Source organism: Pseudomonas sp. ICMP 8385 (assembly GCF_002699915.1).
In the GTDB taxonomy this organism is placed as follows: domain Bacteria; phylum Pseudomonadota; class Gammaproteobacteria; order Pseudomonadales; family Pseudomonadaceae; genus Aquipseudomonas; species Aquipseudomonas gessardii.
In genome coordinates this window covers 38,387-56,075 of record NZ_LKBY01000117.1, presented here as the reverse complement: position 1 = coordinate 56,075, position 17,689 = coordinate 38,387, and the positions used below count along the sequence as shown (strand labels likewise).

17 protein-coding genes and 2 pseudogenes are annotated in these 17,689 nt (G+C 62.0%); 17 read left to right on the top strand and 2 right to left on the bottom strand.

Annotated elements, in window-relative coordinates; all coding sequences use genetic code 11:
* The 17 genes and pseudogenes from AO268_RS22770 to AO268_RS22695 all read left to right on the top strand — a co-directional run.
* Positions 1-488 (top strand): annotated as a pseudogene (locus tag AO268_RS22770) (EscU/YscU/HrcU family type III secretion system export apparatus switch protein); the annotation flags it as partial.
* Positions 482-574 (top strand): annotated as a pseudogene (locus tag AO268_RS34025) (hypothetical protein); the annotation flags it as partial. The pseudogenes AO268_RS22770 and AO268_RS34025, both read left to right, overlap by 7 nt.
* Before the next feature lie 131 nt (positions 575-705).
* Complete coding sequence (locus AO268_RS22765) at positions 706-909, top strand: cold-shock protein (protein ID WP_099169939.1); 204 nt, start codon at positions 706-708, stop codon at positions 907-909.
* Between the two features lie 358 nt (positions 910-1,267).
* Entirely contained in the window at positions 1,268-3,382 is a 2,115-nt protein-coding gene (flhA, locus tag AO268_RS22760) for a flagellar biosynthesis protein FlhA (protein WP_176561406.1), read from the top strand.
* An 11-nt stretch (positions 3,383-3,393) separates the two neighbouring features.
* Positions 3,394-4,710, top strand: coding sequence for a flagellar biosynthesis protein FlhF (gene flhF / locus AO268_RS22755; protein ID WP_099169937.1), 1,317 nt, complete (start codon positions 3,394-3,396; stop codon positions 4,708-4,710).
* A gap of 100 nt (positions 4,711-4,810) precedes the next feature.
* Entirely contained in the window at positions 4,811-5,644 is an 834-nt protein-coding gene (gene fleN, locus AO268_RS22750) for a flagellar synthesis regulator FleN (protein WP_003192912.1), read from the top strand.
* Positions 5,641-6,381: an RNA polymerase sigma factor FliA gene (gene fliA, locus AO268_RS22745; protein ID WP_099169936.1), complete on the top strand. Its 741-nt coding sequence runs from the start codon at positions 5,641-5,643 to the stop codon at positions 6,379-6,381. Before fleN ends, fliA begins: the two co-directional genes overlap by 4 nt.
* Positions 6,382-6,549: 168 nt before the next feature.
* A complete protein-coding gene (locus tag AO268_RS22740) occupies positions 6,550-6,924 on the top strand; it encodes a chemotaxis response regulator CheY (protein WP_162473193.1) in 375 nt (124 codons plus the stop codon).
* A gap of 18 nt (positions 6,925-6,942) precedes the next feature.
* Entirely contained in the window at positions 6,943-7,731 is a 789-nt protein-coding gene (locus tag AO268_RS22735) for a protein phosphatase CheZ (protein ID WP_099169935.1), read from the top strand.
* A 12-nt stretch (positions 7,732-7,743) separates the two neighbouring features.
* Positions 7,744-9,963, top strand: a complete 2,220-nt coding sequence (locus tag AO268_RS22730) for a chemotaxis protein CheA (protein WP_099169934.1) — start codon at positions 7,744-7,746, stop codon at positions 9,961-9,963.
* Positions 9,964-10,012: 49 nt separating this feature from the next.
* Positions 10,013-11,134, top strand: a complete 1,122-nt coding sequence (locus AO268_RS22725) for a protein-glutamate methylesterase/protein-glutamine glutaminase (RefSeq protein ID WP_099169933.1) — start codon at positions 10,013-10,015, stop codon at positions 11,132-11,134.
* Positions 11,134-11,874, top strand: a complete 741-nt coding sequence (locus AO268_RS22720; RefSeq protein ID WP_099169932.1) for a flagellar motor protein — start codon at positions 11,134-11,136, stop codon at positions 11,872-11,874. Before AO268_RS22725 ends, AO268_RS22720 begins: the two co-directional genes overlap by 1 nt.
* 15 nt (positions 11,875-11,889) lie before the next feature.
* Complete coding sequence (gene motD, locus AO268_RS22715; protein WP_099169941.1) at positions 11,890-12,777, top strand: flagellar motor protein MotD; 888 nt, start codon at positions 11,890-11,892, stop codon at positions 12,775-12,777.
* Between the two features lie 51 nt (positions 12,778-12,828).
* Positions 12,829-13,617: a ParA family protein gene (locus tag AO268_RS22710; protein WP_099169931.1), complete on the top strand. Its 789-nt coding sequence runs from the start codon at positions 12,829-12,831 to the stop codon at positions 13,615-13,617.
* Positions 13,618-13,701: 84 nt separating this feature from the next.
* Positions 13,702-14,502 (top strand): CheW domain-containing protein, encoded by an 801-nt coding sequence (locus AO268_RS22705; protein WP_099169930.1) that lies wholly within the window; start codon positions 13,702-13,704, stop codon positions 14,500-14,502.
* Between the two features lie 75 nt (positions 14,503-14,577).
* Positions 14,578-15,060 (top strand): chemotaxis protein CheW, encoded by a 483-nt coding sequence (locus tag AO268_RS22700; RefSeq protein WP_032859076.1) that lies wholly within the window; start codon positions 14,578-14,580, stop codon positions 15,058-15,060.
* On the top strand, positions 15,061-15,453 hold the full coding sequence (locus AO268_RS22695; protein ID WP_099169929.1) for a DUF2802 domain-containing protein: 393 nt from the start codon (positions 15,061-15,063) through the stop codon (positions 15,451-15,453).
* 214 nt (positions 15,454-15,667) lie between these two features.
* On the opposite strand, the gene AO268_RS22690 is transcribed toward AO268_RS22695, so the two are convergent.
* Together AO268_RS22690 and fliK are read right to left on the bottom strand one after the other, a co-directional pair.
* Positions 15,668-15,997 (bottom strand): EscU/YscU/HrcU family type III secretion system export apparatus switch protein, encoded by a 330-nt coding sequence (locus AO268_RS22690; RefSeq protein ID WP_099169928.1) that lies wholly within the window; start codon positions 15,995-15,997, stop codon positions 15,668-15,670.
* Positions 15,994-17,565: a flagellar hook-length control protein FliK gene (fliK, locus tag AO268_RS22685; protein WP_099169927.1), complete on the bottom strand. Its 1,572-nt coding sequence runs from the start codon at positions 17,563-17,565 to the stop codon at positions 15,994-15,996. The genes AO268_RS22690 and fliK overlap by 4 nt, the downstream gene beginning before the upstream one ends.
* Positions 17,566-17,689 lie beyond the last annotated feature (124 nt).

Here is a 17,689-nt window from a genome sequence, read left to right as displayed (position 1 = left end):
AGCTGTGGGAAAGCCACAAGAAACTGCTGATGACCAAGCAGGAAGTGCGCGACGAGCATAAGGACCAGGAAGGCAAGCCGGAAGTGAAGCAGCGCATCCGCCAGCTGCAGCGGGAGATGTCCCAGCGCAAGATGATGGCTTCGGTGCCCGACGCCGATGTGGTCATCACCAACCCGACCCACTACGCCGTGGCGCTCAAGTACGACGCGGAGAAGGGCGGTGCGCCGCTGTTGCTGGCCAAGGGCAGTGACTTTACCGCCTTGAAAATCCGCGAAATCGCCCAGGCCAACGATATCCTGCTGCTGGAGTCGCCGGCGCTGGCGCGTTCGATCTTCTACTCCACGGACCTCGATCACGAGATCCCGGCCGGCCTGTATCTGGCGGTGGCGCAGGTGTTGGCCTATGTCTACCAGATCCGCCAATACCGTGCCGGCAAGGGCAAGCGCCCGGATCCGCTCAAGGACTTGCCGATTCCGCCGGATTCCAGATCCGCCAATACCGTGCCGGCAAGGGCAAGCGCCCGGATCCGCTCAAGGACTTGCCGATTCCGCCGGATTTGCGCCGCGATTCCTGAGTCTGTTGGTGCCTGTACTGGCGCATACCGTTCGTCCAACTCTCTGCCGACCTGTCAACTTTGACAGTATCCGGCACCTGTGCATCGCGGTTTGATAGGCCGCAAACAGGCGCAGTTTCGGGAGAGGGGCAATGGCCACGGGTACGGTGAAGTGGTTTAACGAATCAAAGGGCTATGGGTTTATTACACAAGACGATGGGGGAGAGGATCTGTTCGTTCATCACTCAGCCATTCAAGTCGGGGGATTCCGGTCTCTGCAAGAGGGGCAAAGGGTGAGCTATGACGTTATCGACGGCGCAAAAGGCAAGCAGGCGGGAAACGTGCAGCTACTCTGATGATCGTTCCCACGCTCCCGCGTGGGAATGCATCCCGTGACGCTCCGCGTCACCCTGCACGGTCTGGACGCGGAGCGTCCCCTGGCGGCATTCCCACGCAGAGCGTGGGAACGATCTCGATCTCGACGTCTAATCGTTCCCACGCTCCCGCGTGGGAATGCATCCCGTGACGCTCCGCGTCACCCTTGTACAGTCTGGACGCGGAGCGTCCCCTAGCGGCATTCCCACGCAGCGCGTGGGAACGATCTCGTCCCTGAAGCAAAAGTTGGAAGGCTTCTTGCAATACCGCCTTCAGGACGCCTCTTGGCGTCAAAAGTTTGCTTCAAGGTGACGAGGAATACCGGTGGATCGCTCTAATATGTTCAACACAGCCCGTGGCACCCTGACGGACCTCTCGCGAGGTAACCTGGGTGTGCCGTTGTTGCTGTTGGTCATGCTGGCAATGATGATGTTGCCGATGCCGCCGTTCCTGCTGGACGTGTTCTTCACCTTCAACATTGCCCTGTCCATCGTCGTGCTGCTGGTTTGCGTGTACGCGCTGCGGCCTTTGGATTTTGCGGTCTTCCCTACCATTTTGCTGGTTGCCACGCTGCTGCGCCTGGCCCTGAACGTGGCCTCCACGCGGGTGGTGATGCTGCACGGCCAGGACGGTCACGCCGCCGCCGGCAAGGTGATCCAGGCCTTCGGCGAGGTGGTGATCGGCGGCAACTACGTGGTCGGTATCGTGGTGTTTGCGATCCTGATGATCATCAACTTCGTGGTGGTGACCAAGGGCGCCGGGCGGATTTCCGAGGTGAGCGCACGCTTTACCCTCGACGCCATGCCCGGCAAGCAAATGGCGATCGACGCCGACCTCAACGCCGGCCTGATCGATCAGAACCAGGCCAAGGCCCGCCGCTCTGAAGTGGCCCAGGAGGCCGAGTTCTACGGCTCGATGGACGGTGCCAGCAAATTTGTGCGCGGCGACGCCATCGCCGGCCTGTTGATCCTGTTTATCAACCTGATCGGCGGCATGGCGGTGGGTATTTTCCAGCACGGCATGACCTTTGGCGATGCCGGCAAGGTGTACGCCTTGCTGACCATCGGTGACGGTTTGGTGGCGCAATTGCCATCACTGTTGTTATCGACAGCGGCGGCGATCATGGTGACCCGTGCGTCCGGCTCCGAAGACATGGGCAAGCAGATCAACCGCCAGATGTTTTCCTCGCCCAAGGCCCTGGCCGTGGCCGCCGGCATCATGGCGATCATGGGCATTGTGCCGGGCATGCCGCATTTCTCGTTCCTGACCATGGCCGCCCTGGCCGCCGGCGGTGCGTACCTGTTCTGGAAGAAGCAGAATGCGGTCAAGGTCCAGGCCTTGAAAGAGGTAGAACGCCAGCAGGACTTGCTGCCGTCGCCGGCCCGCGCCCAGGAAACCAAGGAGTTGGGCTGGGATGACGTGACCCCCATCGACATGATCGGCCTGGAAGTCGGCTACCGCCTGATCCCCCTGGTGGATCGCAACCAGGGCGGCCAGTTGCTGGCGCGGATCAAGGGCGTGCGCAAGAAACTGTCCCAGGACCTGGGGTTTTTGATGCCCACCGTCCACATCCGCGACAACCTCGACCTGGCCCCCAGCGCCTACCGCCTGACGTTGATGGGCGTGACCCTGGCCGAAGCCGAGATCTACCCCGACCGCGAACTGGCGATCAACCCCGGCCAGGTATTCGGCACCCTCAGCGGCATAACCGCCAAAGATCCGGCTTTTGGCCTGGACGCGGTGTGGATCGAAGTCAGCCAGCGCAGCCAGGCGCAGTCCCTGGGCTACACCGTGGTTGACGCCAGCACCGTGGTTGCCACGCACCTCAACCAGATTCTGTACAAGCATTCCCACGAGCTGATTGGCCACGAAGAAGTCCAGCAACTTATGCAATTGCTGGCCAAAGCCTCGCCTAAACTGGCTGAAGAGCTGGTGCCGGGGGTGTTGTCGCTGTCGCAGCTGCTCAAGGTGCTGCAGGCGCTGCTGGCCGAACAGGTGCCGGTACGGGACATTCGCAGCATTGCCGAGGCTATCGCCAACAATGCCGCCAAGAGTCAAGATACTGCCGCGCTGGTGGCGGCGGTGCGCGTCGGTTTGTCGCGTGCCATCGTCCAAAGCATTGTAGGGCTTGACTCCGAGCTGCCTGTGATCACCTTGGAACCCAGGTTGGAACAAATATTGCTCAATAGTATCCAGAAGGCCGGGCAGGGCCAGGAGGAAGGCGTCCTGCTGGAGCCAAGCATGGCTGAAAAGTTGCAGCGTTCGTTGATCGACGCCGCACAGCGCCAGGAAATGCAGGGCCAACCGGTGATTCTGCTGGTGGCAGGCCCGGTCCGCGCGATGTTGTCGCGCTTTGGACGCCTGGCAGTACCGAATTTGCACGTTTTGGCTTACCAGGAAATTCCTGACAATAAGCAAGTGACTATCGTCGCGACAGTAGGGCCCAACGGCTGAGGTAGTGGGTTATGCAAGTAAAGCGTTTTTTCGCCGCCGATATGCGTCAGGCCATGAAGCTGGTTCGTGATGAGCTGGGCGCCGACGCAGCGATTATCGGTAACCGTCGCATTGCCGGCGGTGTCGAGCTGACGGCTGCCCTGGATTACAAACCCCAGGCCTTGGCGCCGCGCGTGCCGAACATGGAACTCGAAGACGAGTTGCGCAAGACCGCCTCGCGTATTGTCTCGGCCCAGGCCGAGCTGAGCATGCGCGGCGACAGCGATGCGAGCACCAACCGCCAATTGTTTGCCGGCCTGCCGCTGACTGCGGCCGAGCCACTGGTAGAACCGACCTTCGTCGAGCCGCCGCGGCCTGCTGCGTCAGCACCGGCTGCTGCGGTCGACCAGCGCGTGTTCGACTCGATGCGTTTTGAACTCAATGGCCTGCGTGAACTGCTGGAAGTGCAGTTGGGCTCGCTGGCCTGGAACCAGTTGCAGGGCAGCAAGCCGCAACAGGCCAACCTCTGGCGTCGCCTGCAACGCATCGGCCTGTCCGGCCCGTTGTCGCGCGACCTGCTGGAACTGACCACCGGCATCGAAGAACCCCGCCAGGCCTGGCGCATGCTGCTGGCCCACCTGGCACGGATGATCCAGACCCCGGAAATCGAGCCCCTTGAAGAAGGTGGCGTGATTGCCATGGTCGGCCCTGCCGGCATGGGCAAGACCACCACCCTGGCCAAGCTGGCTGCCCGTTATGTGCTCAAGTACGGCGCCCACAACATTGCCCTGGTGAGCATGGACAGCTACCGCATCGGTGCCCAGGAGCAGCTCAAGACCCTGGGCCGGATCCTCAATGTGCCGGTGACCCATGTCGACCCGGGCCAGTCCCTGGCCAATGCCCTCGACCCGCTGCTGCGCAAGCGCGTGGTGCTGATCGATACCGCCGGCCTGCAAGCCAGCGACCCGGCACTGCGTATGCAACTGGAAAGCCTGGCCGGGCGCGGGATCAGGTCGAAGAATTACCTGGTACTTGCAACCACCAGCCAAAAACAGGTGCTGACGGCTGCGTACCATAGCTACAAACGTTGTGGGCTGGCCGGCTGCATCCTGACTAAGCTGGATGAAACGGCAAGCCTGGGCGAAGTGTTGAGCCTGGCTATCAGCCATGAACTACCGGTCGCCTACCTGACCGACGGGCCGCGGATCCCGGATGACTTGCATCTGCCGCGCCGTCATCAGTTGGTCAGCCGTGCGGTCAGTGTGCAAATGCAGGATGAACCCAGTGAAGAGGCGATGGCGGATATGTTCGCCGACCTCTATCACAACCCAGCCAAGCGGGTCGGCTGAAGGCAACATGCAACACAGTGCAATGTACCTACATCGAGGGTCTGCTACCGCGGCCACCCTATGTAGCCTGCGGCTAAGCAAGACAAGGTAAAGAAAGAACATGGGCAGCATGCATCCCGTACAGGTGATCGCGGTGACCGGCGGCAAAGGTGGCGTCGGGAAAACTAACGTGTCAGTGAATTTGTCCCTGGCTCTGGCAGAGCTTGGCCGCCGCGTCATGCTGCTGGATGCCGACCTGGGCCTGGCGAACGTTGACGTTCTGCTGGGACTGACGCCCAAACATACCCTGGCCGATGTCATTGAGGGCCGCTGTGAGCTGCGCGATGTGCTGTTGCAGGGGCCGGGGGGGATTCGTATCGTCCCGGCCGCCTCCGGCACCCAGAGCATGGTGCACCTGAGCCCGGCGCAGCATGCCGGCCTGATCCAGGCCTTCAGCGATATCGGCGACAACCTCGACGTGCTGGTGATCGACACCGCCGCCGGGATCGGCGAGTCGGTGGTCAGCTTCGTGCGCGCGGCGCAAGAAGTGTTGCTGGTGGTCTGCGACGAACCCACCTCGATCACCGACGCCTATGCTCTAATCAAACTGCTCAACCGCGACTACGGCATGAACCGCTTCCGCGTGCTGGCCAACATGGCCCAGAGCCCACAGGAAGGGCGCAACCTGTTCGCCAAGTTGACCAAGGTCACAGATCGCTTCCTCGATGTGGCCTTACAATACGTCGGTGCAGTTCCCTATGACGAGTGTGTGCGCAAGGCTGTGCAAAAGCAGCGTGCAGTCTATGAAGCGTTCCCTCGTTCGAAATGCGCGTTGGCGTTCAAGGCAATTGCTCAGAAGGTCGATACCTGGCCACTGCCCGCCAATCCCCGGGGGCATCTGGAGTTTTTCGTCGAGCGATTGGTGCATCAGACGAGTGCAGGACCGGTGCTATGACAGCCAGCGGCTATAACCTTTACAAGAAATCGGCGCGTGACAGCCAGGGCGAATTGATCGAGCGCTATGCGCCCCTGGTCAAGCGCATTGCCTACCACCTGCTGGCACGCCTGCCCGCCAGTGTCCAGGTCGAAGACCTGATCCAGGCCGGCATGATCGGCCTGCTTGAAGTGTCGACCAAGTACGACGCGAGCAAGGGTGCGAGTTTCGAGACGTATGCGGGTATCCGTATCCGTGGCGCGATGCTCGATGAAGTGCGTAAAGGTGATTGGGCGCCGCGTTCGGTCCACCGCAATACCCGGATGGTGAGTGACGCAATTCGCTCAATTGAAGCAAAAACCGGTCGCGACGCTAAAGATCACGAAGTTGCGGCCGAACTCCAATTGAGTCTCGATGATTATTACGGGATTTTGAACGATACCTTGGGCAGCCGCCTGTTCAGTTTCGACGACCTGCTACAGGACGGCGAGCATGAAGGGCTGCATGAGGACGGCGCGAGCGCTTACCAGGAGCCTTCCCGCGACCTGGAAGATGAACGCTTCCAGGGCGCCCTGGCGGACGCGATTGCCAATTTGCCGGAGCGTGAGCGGCTGGTGTTGGCGCTGTACTACGATGAGGAGCTGAACCTCAAGGAAATCGGTGAGGTCCTGGGGGTCAGCGAATCGCGGGTCAGCCAGCTTCATAGCCAATGCGCGGCCCGCTTGCGGGGGCGTTTGGGAGAGTGGCGAGCGCGCTGACAGGCAGTGTGGGGACAATGTGGGTGATAACCGTCAGGGCGCAAGCCGGGCGGAAACGGCTCGTGGTGTGCCCCAGCAGTCCTTTTTGTGTAATGCCTGTTGAATGATATGGCGCGCCCAGGTGCTGGACGCGTTTAAGACTGCTTGGAGGTCGAATTGGACAAGAACATGAAAATCCTCATCGTTGATGACTTCTCAACGATGCGGCGGATCATAAAAAACCTGTTGCGTGACCTTGGGTTCACTAACACGGTCGAGGCGGATGACGGCATTACGGCGATTCCGATCCTCAACAGCGGGAGCATCGACTTTCTGGTAACCGACTGGAACATGCCTGGCATGACCGGTATCGATTTGCTGCGCCATGTGCGCGCCGATGAAAAACTGCGCAACCTTCCGGTGTTGATGGTGACCGCCGAAGCCAAGCGTGAACAGATCATTGAAGCCGCCCAGGCTGGGGTCAACGGTTACGTGGTCAAGCCATTCACTGCATTGGCCTTGAAAGAGAAGATCGAAAAGATCTTTGAACGCATCCACGGCTGATGTCGTCACGGGGGAGCTATGGAGCATAAAGAAACATCACAGGGAGACTTTGAGTCGACTCTGAAAAAACACGCTCACCAGTTGGTCGAGTGCCTTGAAAAAGGCCAGTTCGGCGACGCGGTGCAGTTGATCCATGAGCTCAACCAGACCCGCGATCGCGGCCTGTACCAGGAAGTGGGCAAGCTCACCCGTGAGTTGCACAGTGCGATTGTCAACTTCCAGATCGACCCGCACATGCCCCAGGCCGAGGAAATCTCGCAGATCACCGATGCCACCGAACGCCTGTCCTATGTGGTCAGGCTGACTGAGGCGGCAGCCAATCGCACCATGGACCTGGTGGAAAACGCCACGCCCCTGGTGAACGGCATGGCCAACGAGGCCAAGGCCTTGAGCGCTGACTGGGGCCGTTTCATGCGGCGCGAAGTGGGTGCTGAAGAGTTTCGCGAGCTGGCGCGTCGGGTTGAAGGCTTTTTGGCCCGCAGCGAGCAGGAAAACCGCACGGTTTCCAGCAACCTCAATGACATTCTGCTGGCCCAGGATTACCAGGACCTCACTGGCCAGGTGATCAAGCGCGTGACCCTGCTGGTCACCGAAGTGGAAAGCAACCTGCTCAAACTGGTGCTGATGGCCGGTCAGGTCGACCGTTTTGCCGGTATCGAACACGACCGCGAAGCGATCCTCTCGGAAAAAGATCCACAAAAACACCTCGCCAAGGGTGAAGGTCCGCAGATTCATGCCGATAAACGTGAAGACGTTATGTCAGGTCAAGATGACGTAGACGATTTGCTGTCCAGTTTAGGCTTCTAAGGAGCACGCAATATGAGCTTCGGCGCCGATGAAGAAATCCTTCAGGATTTCCTTGTAGAGGCCGGCGAAATTCTAGAGCAGTTGTCCGAGCAACTGGTCGAGCTGGAAAGCCGACCGGATGATGCGAACCTGCTCAATGCAATTTTTCGCGGTTTTCACACTGTAAAAGGGGGCGCCGGCTTCCTCCAGCTCCATGAGCTGGTGGAGTGCTGCCACATCGCCGAAAACGTGTTCGACATCCTGCGCAAGGGTGAGCGGCACGTTGATTCGGAATTGATGGACGTGATCCTTGAAGCCCTGGACGCGGTCAACGGCATGTTCAATGAAGTGCGCGAACGTGCACCGATTACTGCCGCCACCCCGGAACTGCTGGCCGCCCTGGCGCGCCTGGCAGAACCGGCTGCCCTGACCGCCGCCCCGGTGGTGGTTGCGGCCCCCGAACCGGTTGCCGAGCCTGACGTCACCGACAGCGAATTTGAACAGTTGCTGGACTCCCTCAATGCCGTCAAGGCCGAGGCAGAAGCGCCGGCAGCGGTGCCGGCAGCGGCTACGCCGCCCATGGTGCCGACCACCGAAGACATCACCGACGCCGAGTTCGAGTCATTGCTCGACCAGTTGCACGGCAAGGGCCAGTTCGCCCCGGACGCCGTGGCGCCAGCCCCGGCGCCTGTGGAACCTGCGCCACCGGCCAGCACCGACATCACCGACGACGAATTTGAAGCCCTGCTGGATCAGTTGCATGGCAAAGGCTCGTTTGCTGCCGATGCCTTGCCGGCCGTTGCGGCGGCGGCCGCGTCTGCTGCCCCTGCTGCGGCGCCTGCCCCTGCCGCGCCGGCGGCGGATGGCCTGATCAGCGACCACGAATTTGAATCCCTGCTGGACGAGTTGCACGGCAAGGGCAAGTTCTCTGAAGTGGCACCTGCCGCAGCAGCCACTGCCGCCGTGGCCACGCCGGCCCCCGCTGCCGCCAAGGCCGCCGCGCCGGCCCCTGCGCCTGCTGCCCGGGCTCCCGCCGCACCGGCCCGTGCCCCGGCACCTGCCGACAAAGCCCCGGCCAGTGAAGCCGAAACCACCGTGCGGGTCGATACCGCGCGCCTGGACGACATCATGAACATGGTGGGCGAGCTGGTGCTGGTGCGTAACCGTCTGGTGCGCCTGGGCCTGAACAGTGGCGACGAAACCATGCAAAAAGCCGTGTCGAACCTCGACGTGGTGACTGCCGACTTGCAGACCGCGGTGATGAAGACGCGCATGCAGCCGATCAAGAAAGTCTTCGGGCGCTTCCCGCGCCTGGTGCGTGACTTGGCCCGGCAGTTGAAAAAAGAGATCGCCCTGGAACTGGTGGGTGAAGAAACCGACCTCGACAAAAACCTTGTCGAGGCCCTGGCCGACCCGCTGGTCCACTTGGTGCGCAACGCGGTCGACCACGGCGTGGAAACCCCCGAAGAGCGCGAAGCCAGCGGCAAGCCGCGCCTGGGCAAGGTGATCCTGGCGGCCGAACAGGAAGGCGACCATATCCTGCTGTCGATCACCGATGACGGCAAAGGCATGGACTCCAATATCCTGCGCGGCATCGCGGTCAAGCGCGGGGTCATGGACAAGGACGCCGCCGACCGCCTCACCGACACCGAGTGCTACAACCTGATTTTTGCCCCGGGCTTCTCGACCAAGACCGAGATTTCCGATGTGTCCGGCCGTGGCGTGGGCATGGACGTGGTGAAGACCAAGATCAGCCAGCTCAACGGCTCGATCAATATCTACTCGACCAAGGGCCAGGGCTCGAAGATCGTCATCAAGGTGCCGTTGACCCTGGCGATCATGCCGACCCTGATGGTGATGCTGGGCAACCAGGCGTTTGCCTTCCCGCTGGTCAACGTCAACGAGATCTTCCACCTCGACCTGTCGCGCACCAACGTGGTCGACGGCCAGGAAGTGGTGATCGTGCGGGACAAGGCCCTGCCTTTGTTCTACCTCAAGCGTTGGCTGGTGGCGTCTGCCGCTCATGAAGAACAGCGCGAAGGCCATGTGGTGATCCTTTCCGTGGGCACCCAGCGTATCGGCTTTGTCGTCGATCAATTGGTCGGCCAGGAAGAAGTGGTCATCAAGCCTTTGGGCAAGATGCTGCAGGGCACGCCAGGCATGTCGGGTGCGACCATTACCGGTGACGGTCGGATCGCGCTGATTCTCGATGTGCCGAGCATGCTCAAGCGTTACGCCGCACGGCGTATTTGATTCTGGCTGGGCGGGGCGGTTGTCCCTCGCCCTGCCTAACGGAGTGGTTATGGTAGTCAAGGTTCTGGTGGTGGACGATTCGGGTTTTTTCCGCCGCCGCGTCTCGGAAATTCTTTCAGCGGATTCCAACATCCAGGTGGTCGGTACGGCCACCAACGGCAAAGAGGCGATTGATCAGGCCCTGGCATTGAAGCCAGACGTGATCACCATGGACTACGAGATGCCGATGATGGATGGCATCACGGCCGTGCGCCACATCATGCAACGCTGCCCGACCCCGGTCTTGATGTTCTCGTCGCTGACCCACGAAGGTGCCCGGGTGACCCTCGATGCGCTGGACGCTGGCGCCGTGGACTTTTTGCCGAAGAATTTTGAAGACATCTCGCGCAACCCGGAAAAGGTCAAGCAGATGCTCTGCGAGAAGGTGCACAGCATCTCGCGCAGCAACCGCAGCAGCTTCCGCGCCCCGGCGGCGCCGGCCCCCGTGGCCGCGCCGGCAGCGGCCAGCAGCCCTTTCGGGCGTACGGCGCCGGCTCCGGTGGCCCGGCCTGCCGTGGCCCCGGCCCGTACCGCGGCGCCGGGTGCTACGTCGCCCGCGCCCAAGCGCAAGGCCTACAAGCTGGTGGCGATCGGCACCTCCACCGGCGGCCCGGTGGCCTTGCAGCGGGTCTTGACCCAGTTGCCGGCCAACTTCCCGGCGCCCATCGTGTTGATCCAGCATATGCCCGCCGCGTTCACCAAGGCCTTTGCCGAGCGCCTGGACAAGCTGTGCCGCATCAGCGTCAAGGAAGCCGAAGACGGCGACATCCTGCGCCCAGGCCTGGCGTTGCTGGCCCCGGGTGGCAAGCAGATGATGGTCGATGGTCGTGGCACGGTGAAAATCCTGCCGGGTGACGAGCGCCTGAACTACAAGCCGTGTGTGGATATCACCTTTGGTTCGGCGGCCAAGTCCTATGGCGACAAAGTTCTGGCGGTGGTCCTCACCGGCATGGGCGCCGACGGCCGTGAAGGCGCGCGCCTGCTCAAGCAGGGCGGCAGCTCGATCTGGGCCCAGGACGAAGCCAGCTGCGTGATCTATGGCATGCCCATGGCCATCGTCAAGGCCGACCTGGCCGACGCGGTCTACAGCCTGGATGACATCGGCAAGTACCTGGTGGAGGCCTGTCACTGATGGATGTGTTGAGCCTGGTGGGGATTCTTCTGGCGTTTGTTGCCATTATTGGCGGCAACTACCTGGAAGGCGGCCACCTGGGTGCCCTGGCCAATGGCCCGGCGGCACTGATTGTCATCGGCGGCACCGTCGGCGCGGCGCTGTTGCAGTCGCCCCTGAGCTCGTTCAAGCGGGCCATGCAGATCCTGGTGTGGATCGTTTTTCCGCCGCGGGTGGACCTGGCCGGCGGCATCGACCGCGTGGTCAACTGGAGCCTCACCGCGCGCAAGGAAGGCCTGCTGGGCCTGGAAGGCGTGGCCGATGCCGAACCCGACAGCTATGCACGCAAAGGCCTGCAACTGTTGGTCGATGGCGCTGAGCCGGAAGCCATCCGCAGCATCCTCGAAGTGGATTTCTATACCCAGGAAAGCCGCGATATCAATGCGGCCAAAGTCTTTGAAAGCATGGGCGGCTACGCGCCGACCATCGGCATCATCGGTGCGGTGATGGGCTTGATCCACGTGATGGGCAACCTGGCCGACCCATCGCAACTGGGCAGCGGCATCGCCGTGGCGTTCGTCGCCACCATCTATGGCGTGGCCAGTGCCAACCTGTTGCTGCTGCCGATTGCCAGCAAGCTCAAATCCATTGCCATGCGCCAGTCCCGCTACCGGGAAATGCTGCTCGAAGGCATCCTGTCGATTGCCGAGGGTGAGAACCCGCGTTCCATCGAATTGAAGCTCCAGGGCTTCATGGATTGATGGGGGGTATTGCCTGTGAGCCGTCGTCGCCGCGAGCCTGAAGAACACGTCAACCATGAACGCTGGCTGGTGTCCTATGCCGACTTCATCACCTTGCTGTTCGCCTTTTTTGTGGTGATGTACTCCATTTCCTCGATCAACGAAGGCAAGTACAAGGTCATCTCCGAAGCCCTGGTCGGCGTATTTACCGACTCGGACCGGGCCCTCAAGCCGATTCCCATTGGCGACGAGCGGCCCAAGACCGTGACCCCGGCCAAACCCCTGGTCAAGGACAGCGACGAGACCGACGCCGGCATCAGTGGTGGCAGCGACCCGCTCAAGAGCATCGCCGACGATATCAGCGCGGCGTTTGGCGACTTGATCAGCTCCAACCAGATGACTGTTCGCGGCAATGAGCTGTGGGTGGAGATCGAGCTCAACTCCAGCCTGTTGTTCGCCAGCGCCGATGCCCTGCCCAGCGATATTGCCTTTAGCATCATCGACAAGGTGGCGGCGATTTTGAAACCCTTCGACAACCCGATCCATGTCGAAGGCTTTACCGATGACCAGCCGATCCATACCGCGCAATTCCCCACCAACTGGGAGCTGTCGTCGGCGCGCTCGGCGAGCATCGTGCGTATGCTGGCCATGCAGGGCGTCAACCCTGGACGCCTGGCGTCGGTGGGCTATGGTGAATTCCAGCCGGTGGCCAATAATGCGACGGCCGAAGGCCGCGCGCGCAACCGGCGGGTGGTGTTGGTGGTGTCGCGCAACCTTGATGTGCGCCGCAGCCTGACCGCCACCGGCGCGGCCAATGCACAACCTGATGCAGCAATGAAGCGGGCTGGCACACAAACTGCACCGACGCCCGTAACGCCGCCGGAACGTGGGAGTGCCGTCAATTCTCCGTCACCGGCTCTATAACCTCGTGCTATTTCTCGGTCGAGCCAGTGCCTGCCGGGAGGAACAATCCGAATGAGAGTCTGGGCAGTTGCCAATCAAAAAGGTGGGGTCGGCAAGACCACCACCTCCATCGCCTTAGCCGGCCTGCTGGCCGAGGCGGGCAAGCGCGTGGTCATTGTCGACCTGGATCCCCACGGCTCGATGACCAGCTATTTTGGCTACGACCCGGATGTGCTGGAACACAGTTGCTTCGACCTGTTCCTGCACAAGGGCAACGTCCCCACCGGCTTGCCCGGGCAACTGCTGTTGCCCACCAGCAACGACAAGATCTCGCTGTTACCCTCCAGTACCGCGTTGGCCACCCTGGAGCGCCAGTCGCCGGGGCAGAGCGGCCTGGGCCTGGTGATCGCCAAGAGCCTGGCGCAACTGTGGCAGGACTTCGACTACGCGATCATCGACAGCCCGCCCTTGCTGGGCGTGCTGATGGTCAATGCCCTGGCGGCCAGCCAGCAGTTGGTGATCCCGGTGCAGACCGAGCACTTGGCGGTCAAGGGCCTGGAGCGCATGGTCAATACCCTGGCCATGATCAACCGTTCGCGCAAGCAGGCGTTGCCGTTCAGTATCGTGCCGACCCTGTTCGACCGCCGTACCCAGGCCTCCCTCGGCACCTTGCGCGTATTGCGCGATGCCTACCCCGAGACCATCTGGCAAGGTTATATCCCGGTGGACACGCGCCTGCGTGACGCCAGCCGCGCCGGCCTGGCACCCTCGCAATTCGACGGTAAAAGCCGTGGCGTGCTGGCGTACCGGGCCTTGCTCAAGCACCTGCTGGCCCAGCAGCTTGTGGCGCAGGTGGCGTGAAATGAATGTAAATTCAAGTCTGCGGGGCATCGCGCCGATAACCTTTAAATACACGGTTAACGGTGCTTGCGCGTGGGCATACAGATGAATCGTCCTGTCGATATCAAGACCCGGCCGCAACTGGCGCTGCAGTCCTACCTGGATGCATTGCTGCAGGAGGCGACCGAGGAAGTGCTGCCCGAGCCGATCCTGGTACTGGATGAGGTGTTGGCGGTGCCTGTGGTCGAGGCCGAGGCTGGCCTGGATGAGTTTCAACGGGCGGTCCTGGAAGAGCAGGCCCGTGATGCGCTGGTAGTGCCGGTTGCCGCCCTAGCCGTGCAAGCGCCTGCCTCGTTGGTGCTGGTGCCGCCGATAGCGGAGGTGCATCGACCGCCGAGCATTACGCCGCCACCGGTAGAAACCGATGGTCGACCGTCCTGGGCTGCCGAGTCGTTCGAGTGCCTGCTGTTCGATGTGGCCGGGTTGACCCTGGCGGTGCCCTTGGTGTGCCTGGGCTCGATCTACTCCCTGCAAGGCCAGGAGTTGACGCCATTGTTCGGCCAGCCGGAGTGGTTCCTCGGGATCCTGCCGAGCCAGGCCGGTAACCTCAAGGTGCTGGACACCGCGCGCTGGGTGATGCCCGACCGCTATCGCGATGATTTCCGCCAGGGCCTGCAATACGTGATTTCGGTGCAGGGCTACGAATGGGGGCTGGCGGTGCATCAGGTCAGCCGTTCGTTGCGCCTGGACCCCAACGAGATCAAATGGCGCAGCCACCGTGGCCAGCGACCATGGCTGGCGGGCACGGTGATCGAACATATGTGCGCGCTGCTGGATGTTGCCGAATTGGCTGAATTGATTGCCAGCGGCGCGGTAAAAGAGCTGCCAGGTAACACACGTACTTGATGTGAGACGCAGCGCCACGGTGCTGCCCAAGAAGAACACACGCCGTTCTCAACGGCATTTGAAGGGGTCAGGGGTATGAATAAGTCAGCGTCCGCACAGGGTTTGGATGATCCGATTCTGCAATGGGTTACCTTCAAACTGGACAACGAGTCCTACGGCATTAACGTGATGCGCGTGCAGGAAGTACTGCGCTACACCGAAATCGCGCCGGTACCGGGTGCGCCAAGCTACGTGCTGGGCATCATCAACCTGCGCGGCAACGTCGTGACCGTGATCGACACGCGCCAGCGTTTTGGCCTGATGCCGACTGAAGTCAACGACAACACGCGGATCGTCATCATCGAGGCCGACAAGCAAGTGGTCGGGATCATGGTCGACAGCGTCGCCGAAGTGGTTTATCTGCGCCAATCGGAAGTCGAGACCGCGCCGAATGTCGGCAACGAAGAGTCGGCCAAGTTTATCCAGGGCGTGTGCAACAAGAACGGCGAGTTGCTGATCCTGGTTGAGCTGGACAAGATGATGAGCGAAGAAGAGTGGTCGGACCTGGAGAACATCTGATTGATGCTTGAGGTAGCGGTAATCGTCCTGGCCCTGCTGTGGGTCGGGACTGTGGTGGTATTGCTGCGCCATATGCGCCAGCAACGCGAACTGACGTTGCGCCAGGCCGAGCGCGACGCCGTGCGCGACCAGCGCCTGCGCGAGATGGCCAAGCGTGTGGACAACTACCAGCAAAGCGCCGTGCGGGTAGGGGAGGACGTGCACGAACTGCGCTCGATCCTCGCCCCGTTGCCCGACAAACTGTCGGCACTGGAGCAGCGCGACCCGGCCAATCTGTCGTTTGCCCAGGCGGCCAAGTTGGTCGGCATGGGCGCCACGGTGGACGAACTGACCCAATCCTGCGGCCTGACCCAGGCCGAGGCACAGTTGATGAGCAAATTGCACAAAAGCTGAGCCTGCACCGATTCCAATATGGGAGCCGGCAAGCCAGCTTGTTTTTTGTCGCCCCACTCCCAGCGCCCACCGCAGTTCCAATGTGGGAGCGGGCTTGCTCGCGATGGCGGTGGGTCAGTTGATAAATAGTTGACTGACACTCCGCCATCGCGAGCAAGCCCGCTCCCACACAAGCCCGCTCCCACACTTTTGATTGGGGTAAACCCGCAGGGCTTTAGTAATCATCCCCGCGCGCCGTCACATCCCGCTCCACCGGCTCGGCATCCGGGTCATACCCCGCCGGGAACTTGCCTTTGAGTGTCCAGGCAAAGGCAATAATCTCGGCAATGGTCCGGTACAGCTCTTCGGGGATGCTGTCGCCCAGTTCCATGCGCGCCAGCAATTTCACCAGTTCGGCATTTTCATAAATCGGGACTTCGTGTTCGCGCGCCAACTTCAGGATGGCTTCGGCCAGGGCGTCGTCGCCTTTGGCGGTCAGGGCGGGGGCGGCCTTGCCGTCGTATTTGAGGGCGATGGCCTGGCGCGGTGGGGTCGGGTTTTTCATGCGGTTTCATCCACCCAGCGTTGTTCCAGCCCGGTCTTCGGCCCCCGGGGCGGGGTGCCGAGGTGGCAGTCGAGGTCGCCGACGTTGAGGCCCGACGACACCAGGCGTTCGCGCAGGCTGCCCAGGTGGCTTTCGATCAGGCTGGCGGTGAACGGGCGGGTGGCCCACAGCTGGCTGGACAGTTTGCCCTGGCTCAGTTGTGCCTGGACCTGCAACGGGCCCAGGGGCTCCATGTCGAAGGCCAGTTCCACGCGCCACAGCATCTTTTTCGCGTCGCGTTCGAGCTTGCGTTCCGGCTCGTCCTTGTCCGGCGGCGGCTCTTCGCGCTGGAACTTGACCTGCAGCGGCACGATGTCCTGCAAGGTGCGCATGGGGATTTCCAGTTGCCAGGTGGTTTGCAGGCGGCCATCGGCGGTGGTGCCGCTTTGTTCCAGGCTCGACAGTTGATGGCTCTGCAAGCGTGAGATGGCGCCGGCGGCCAGGCGTAGCAGGTTTTCCAGGCTGTTTTCACCGTCCAGGCGCTGCAGCAGACGCTCGGGCAGGGGGAAGCCGCCCGGCGCGGTGCGGGCGCCCACCTGGCCGAGGGTGCCCAGGGGGCTGCGGACAAAGCTGGGCAGCATCTGTGCCAGGGTATTGGCGGCCAGGATCGCATTGAGGTTGGTGCTGGCAGGCAGGGCGGGCAGCAACTCGTTGACCAGGCGCAGCAGGCTGCCTTTCATATCCAGCGGCGGCACTTGCGGGTTTTGCCCGGCCAGCAGCTTGGCTTCGAGGAACACGCCGCTGTTGTTCAGCAACTGCGCCAGCACCTTGGGGTTGCTGACCTGCGCCATATCCGGCAGCCCGGCCAACAGGCGCTCCACGGCGGCGCGCAATTGTGCGGAGGTGTCATCGGGCAGGTTTTTCAGGGCATTGAACACCCCCTCCAGCGAGGCCTGGCGGCTTTGCTGGGCGGCCAGTTGCTGGCTGACCGCCAGTTGATCGCGCAGCCCGCTCAGGGGCACGAAGTCCAGGGTCTGCGCGCCCTGCACCACGGCGCTGAGCAAGCTACCGACGCGCAAGGGCTGCGGGCTGTCCAGGGTCAGGGTGGTGCCACTCAGGGCGTTGTTGAGCACCGACACCAGCGAGCGGTACAGCGCCGGTTGCCCGGCGCCCTGGGGCAGCATCTGCGAGGTCAGCACCTTGGCTTGCAGCAAGGTGCCCACCGGCAACTGCTGGGTGTCGATGCGGGTCAGGGCCGCGACATTGGCGCTGAGGGCCTGTTGCAGGCTGATCGCCAAGTCGCCCGATGCCGTCTGGCTCACCGCGACGTTGCTGCCCAGGGGCAGCGGCTGGCTGCTGGCGGCCTGCACCAGGGTTTGCCGGCCACCTTCGAGGGTCAGCTTGAGTAACAACTGAAAGGCTTCACCGCCTTGCTTGAGCGCCAGCACCTCGGCGTTCACGGTTTTGCCGGCGTCGATCAAGCCTGTCTGGGGTTCCAGCAGTTTCAGCAGCTCACCCACCGCAGGCGCAGGCCGAGGCCCGGTGGCCGGGGCGGGGGGAAGGGTCGGAAGGTTGATGTCACCGCTCATCGTGGCCGCCGTCTCAAGGAAATTGCCCTCTTTAGAGTAGGGCATCGCATGTATAATGCCGCCCGTCTGCAAAGAGCGTGTCAAAAACATCTCAACTGATTGATCCAGCTCTCTAAAACAGGCC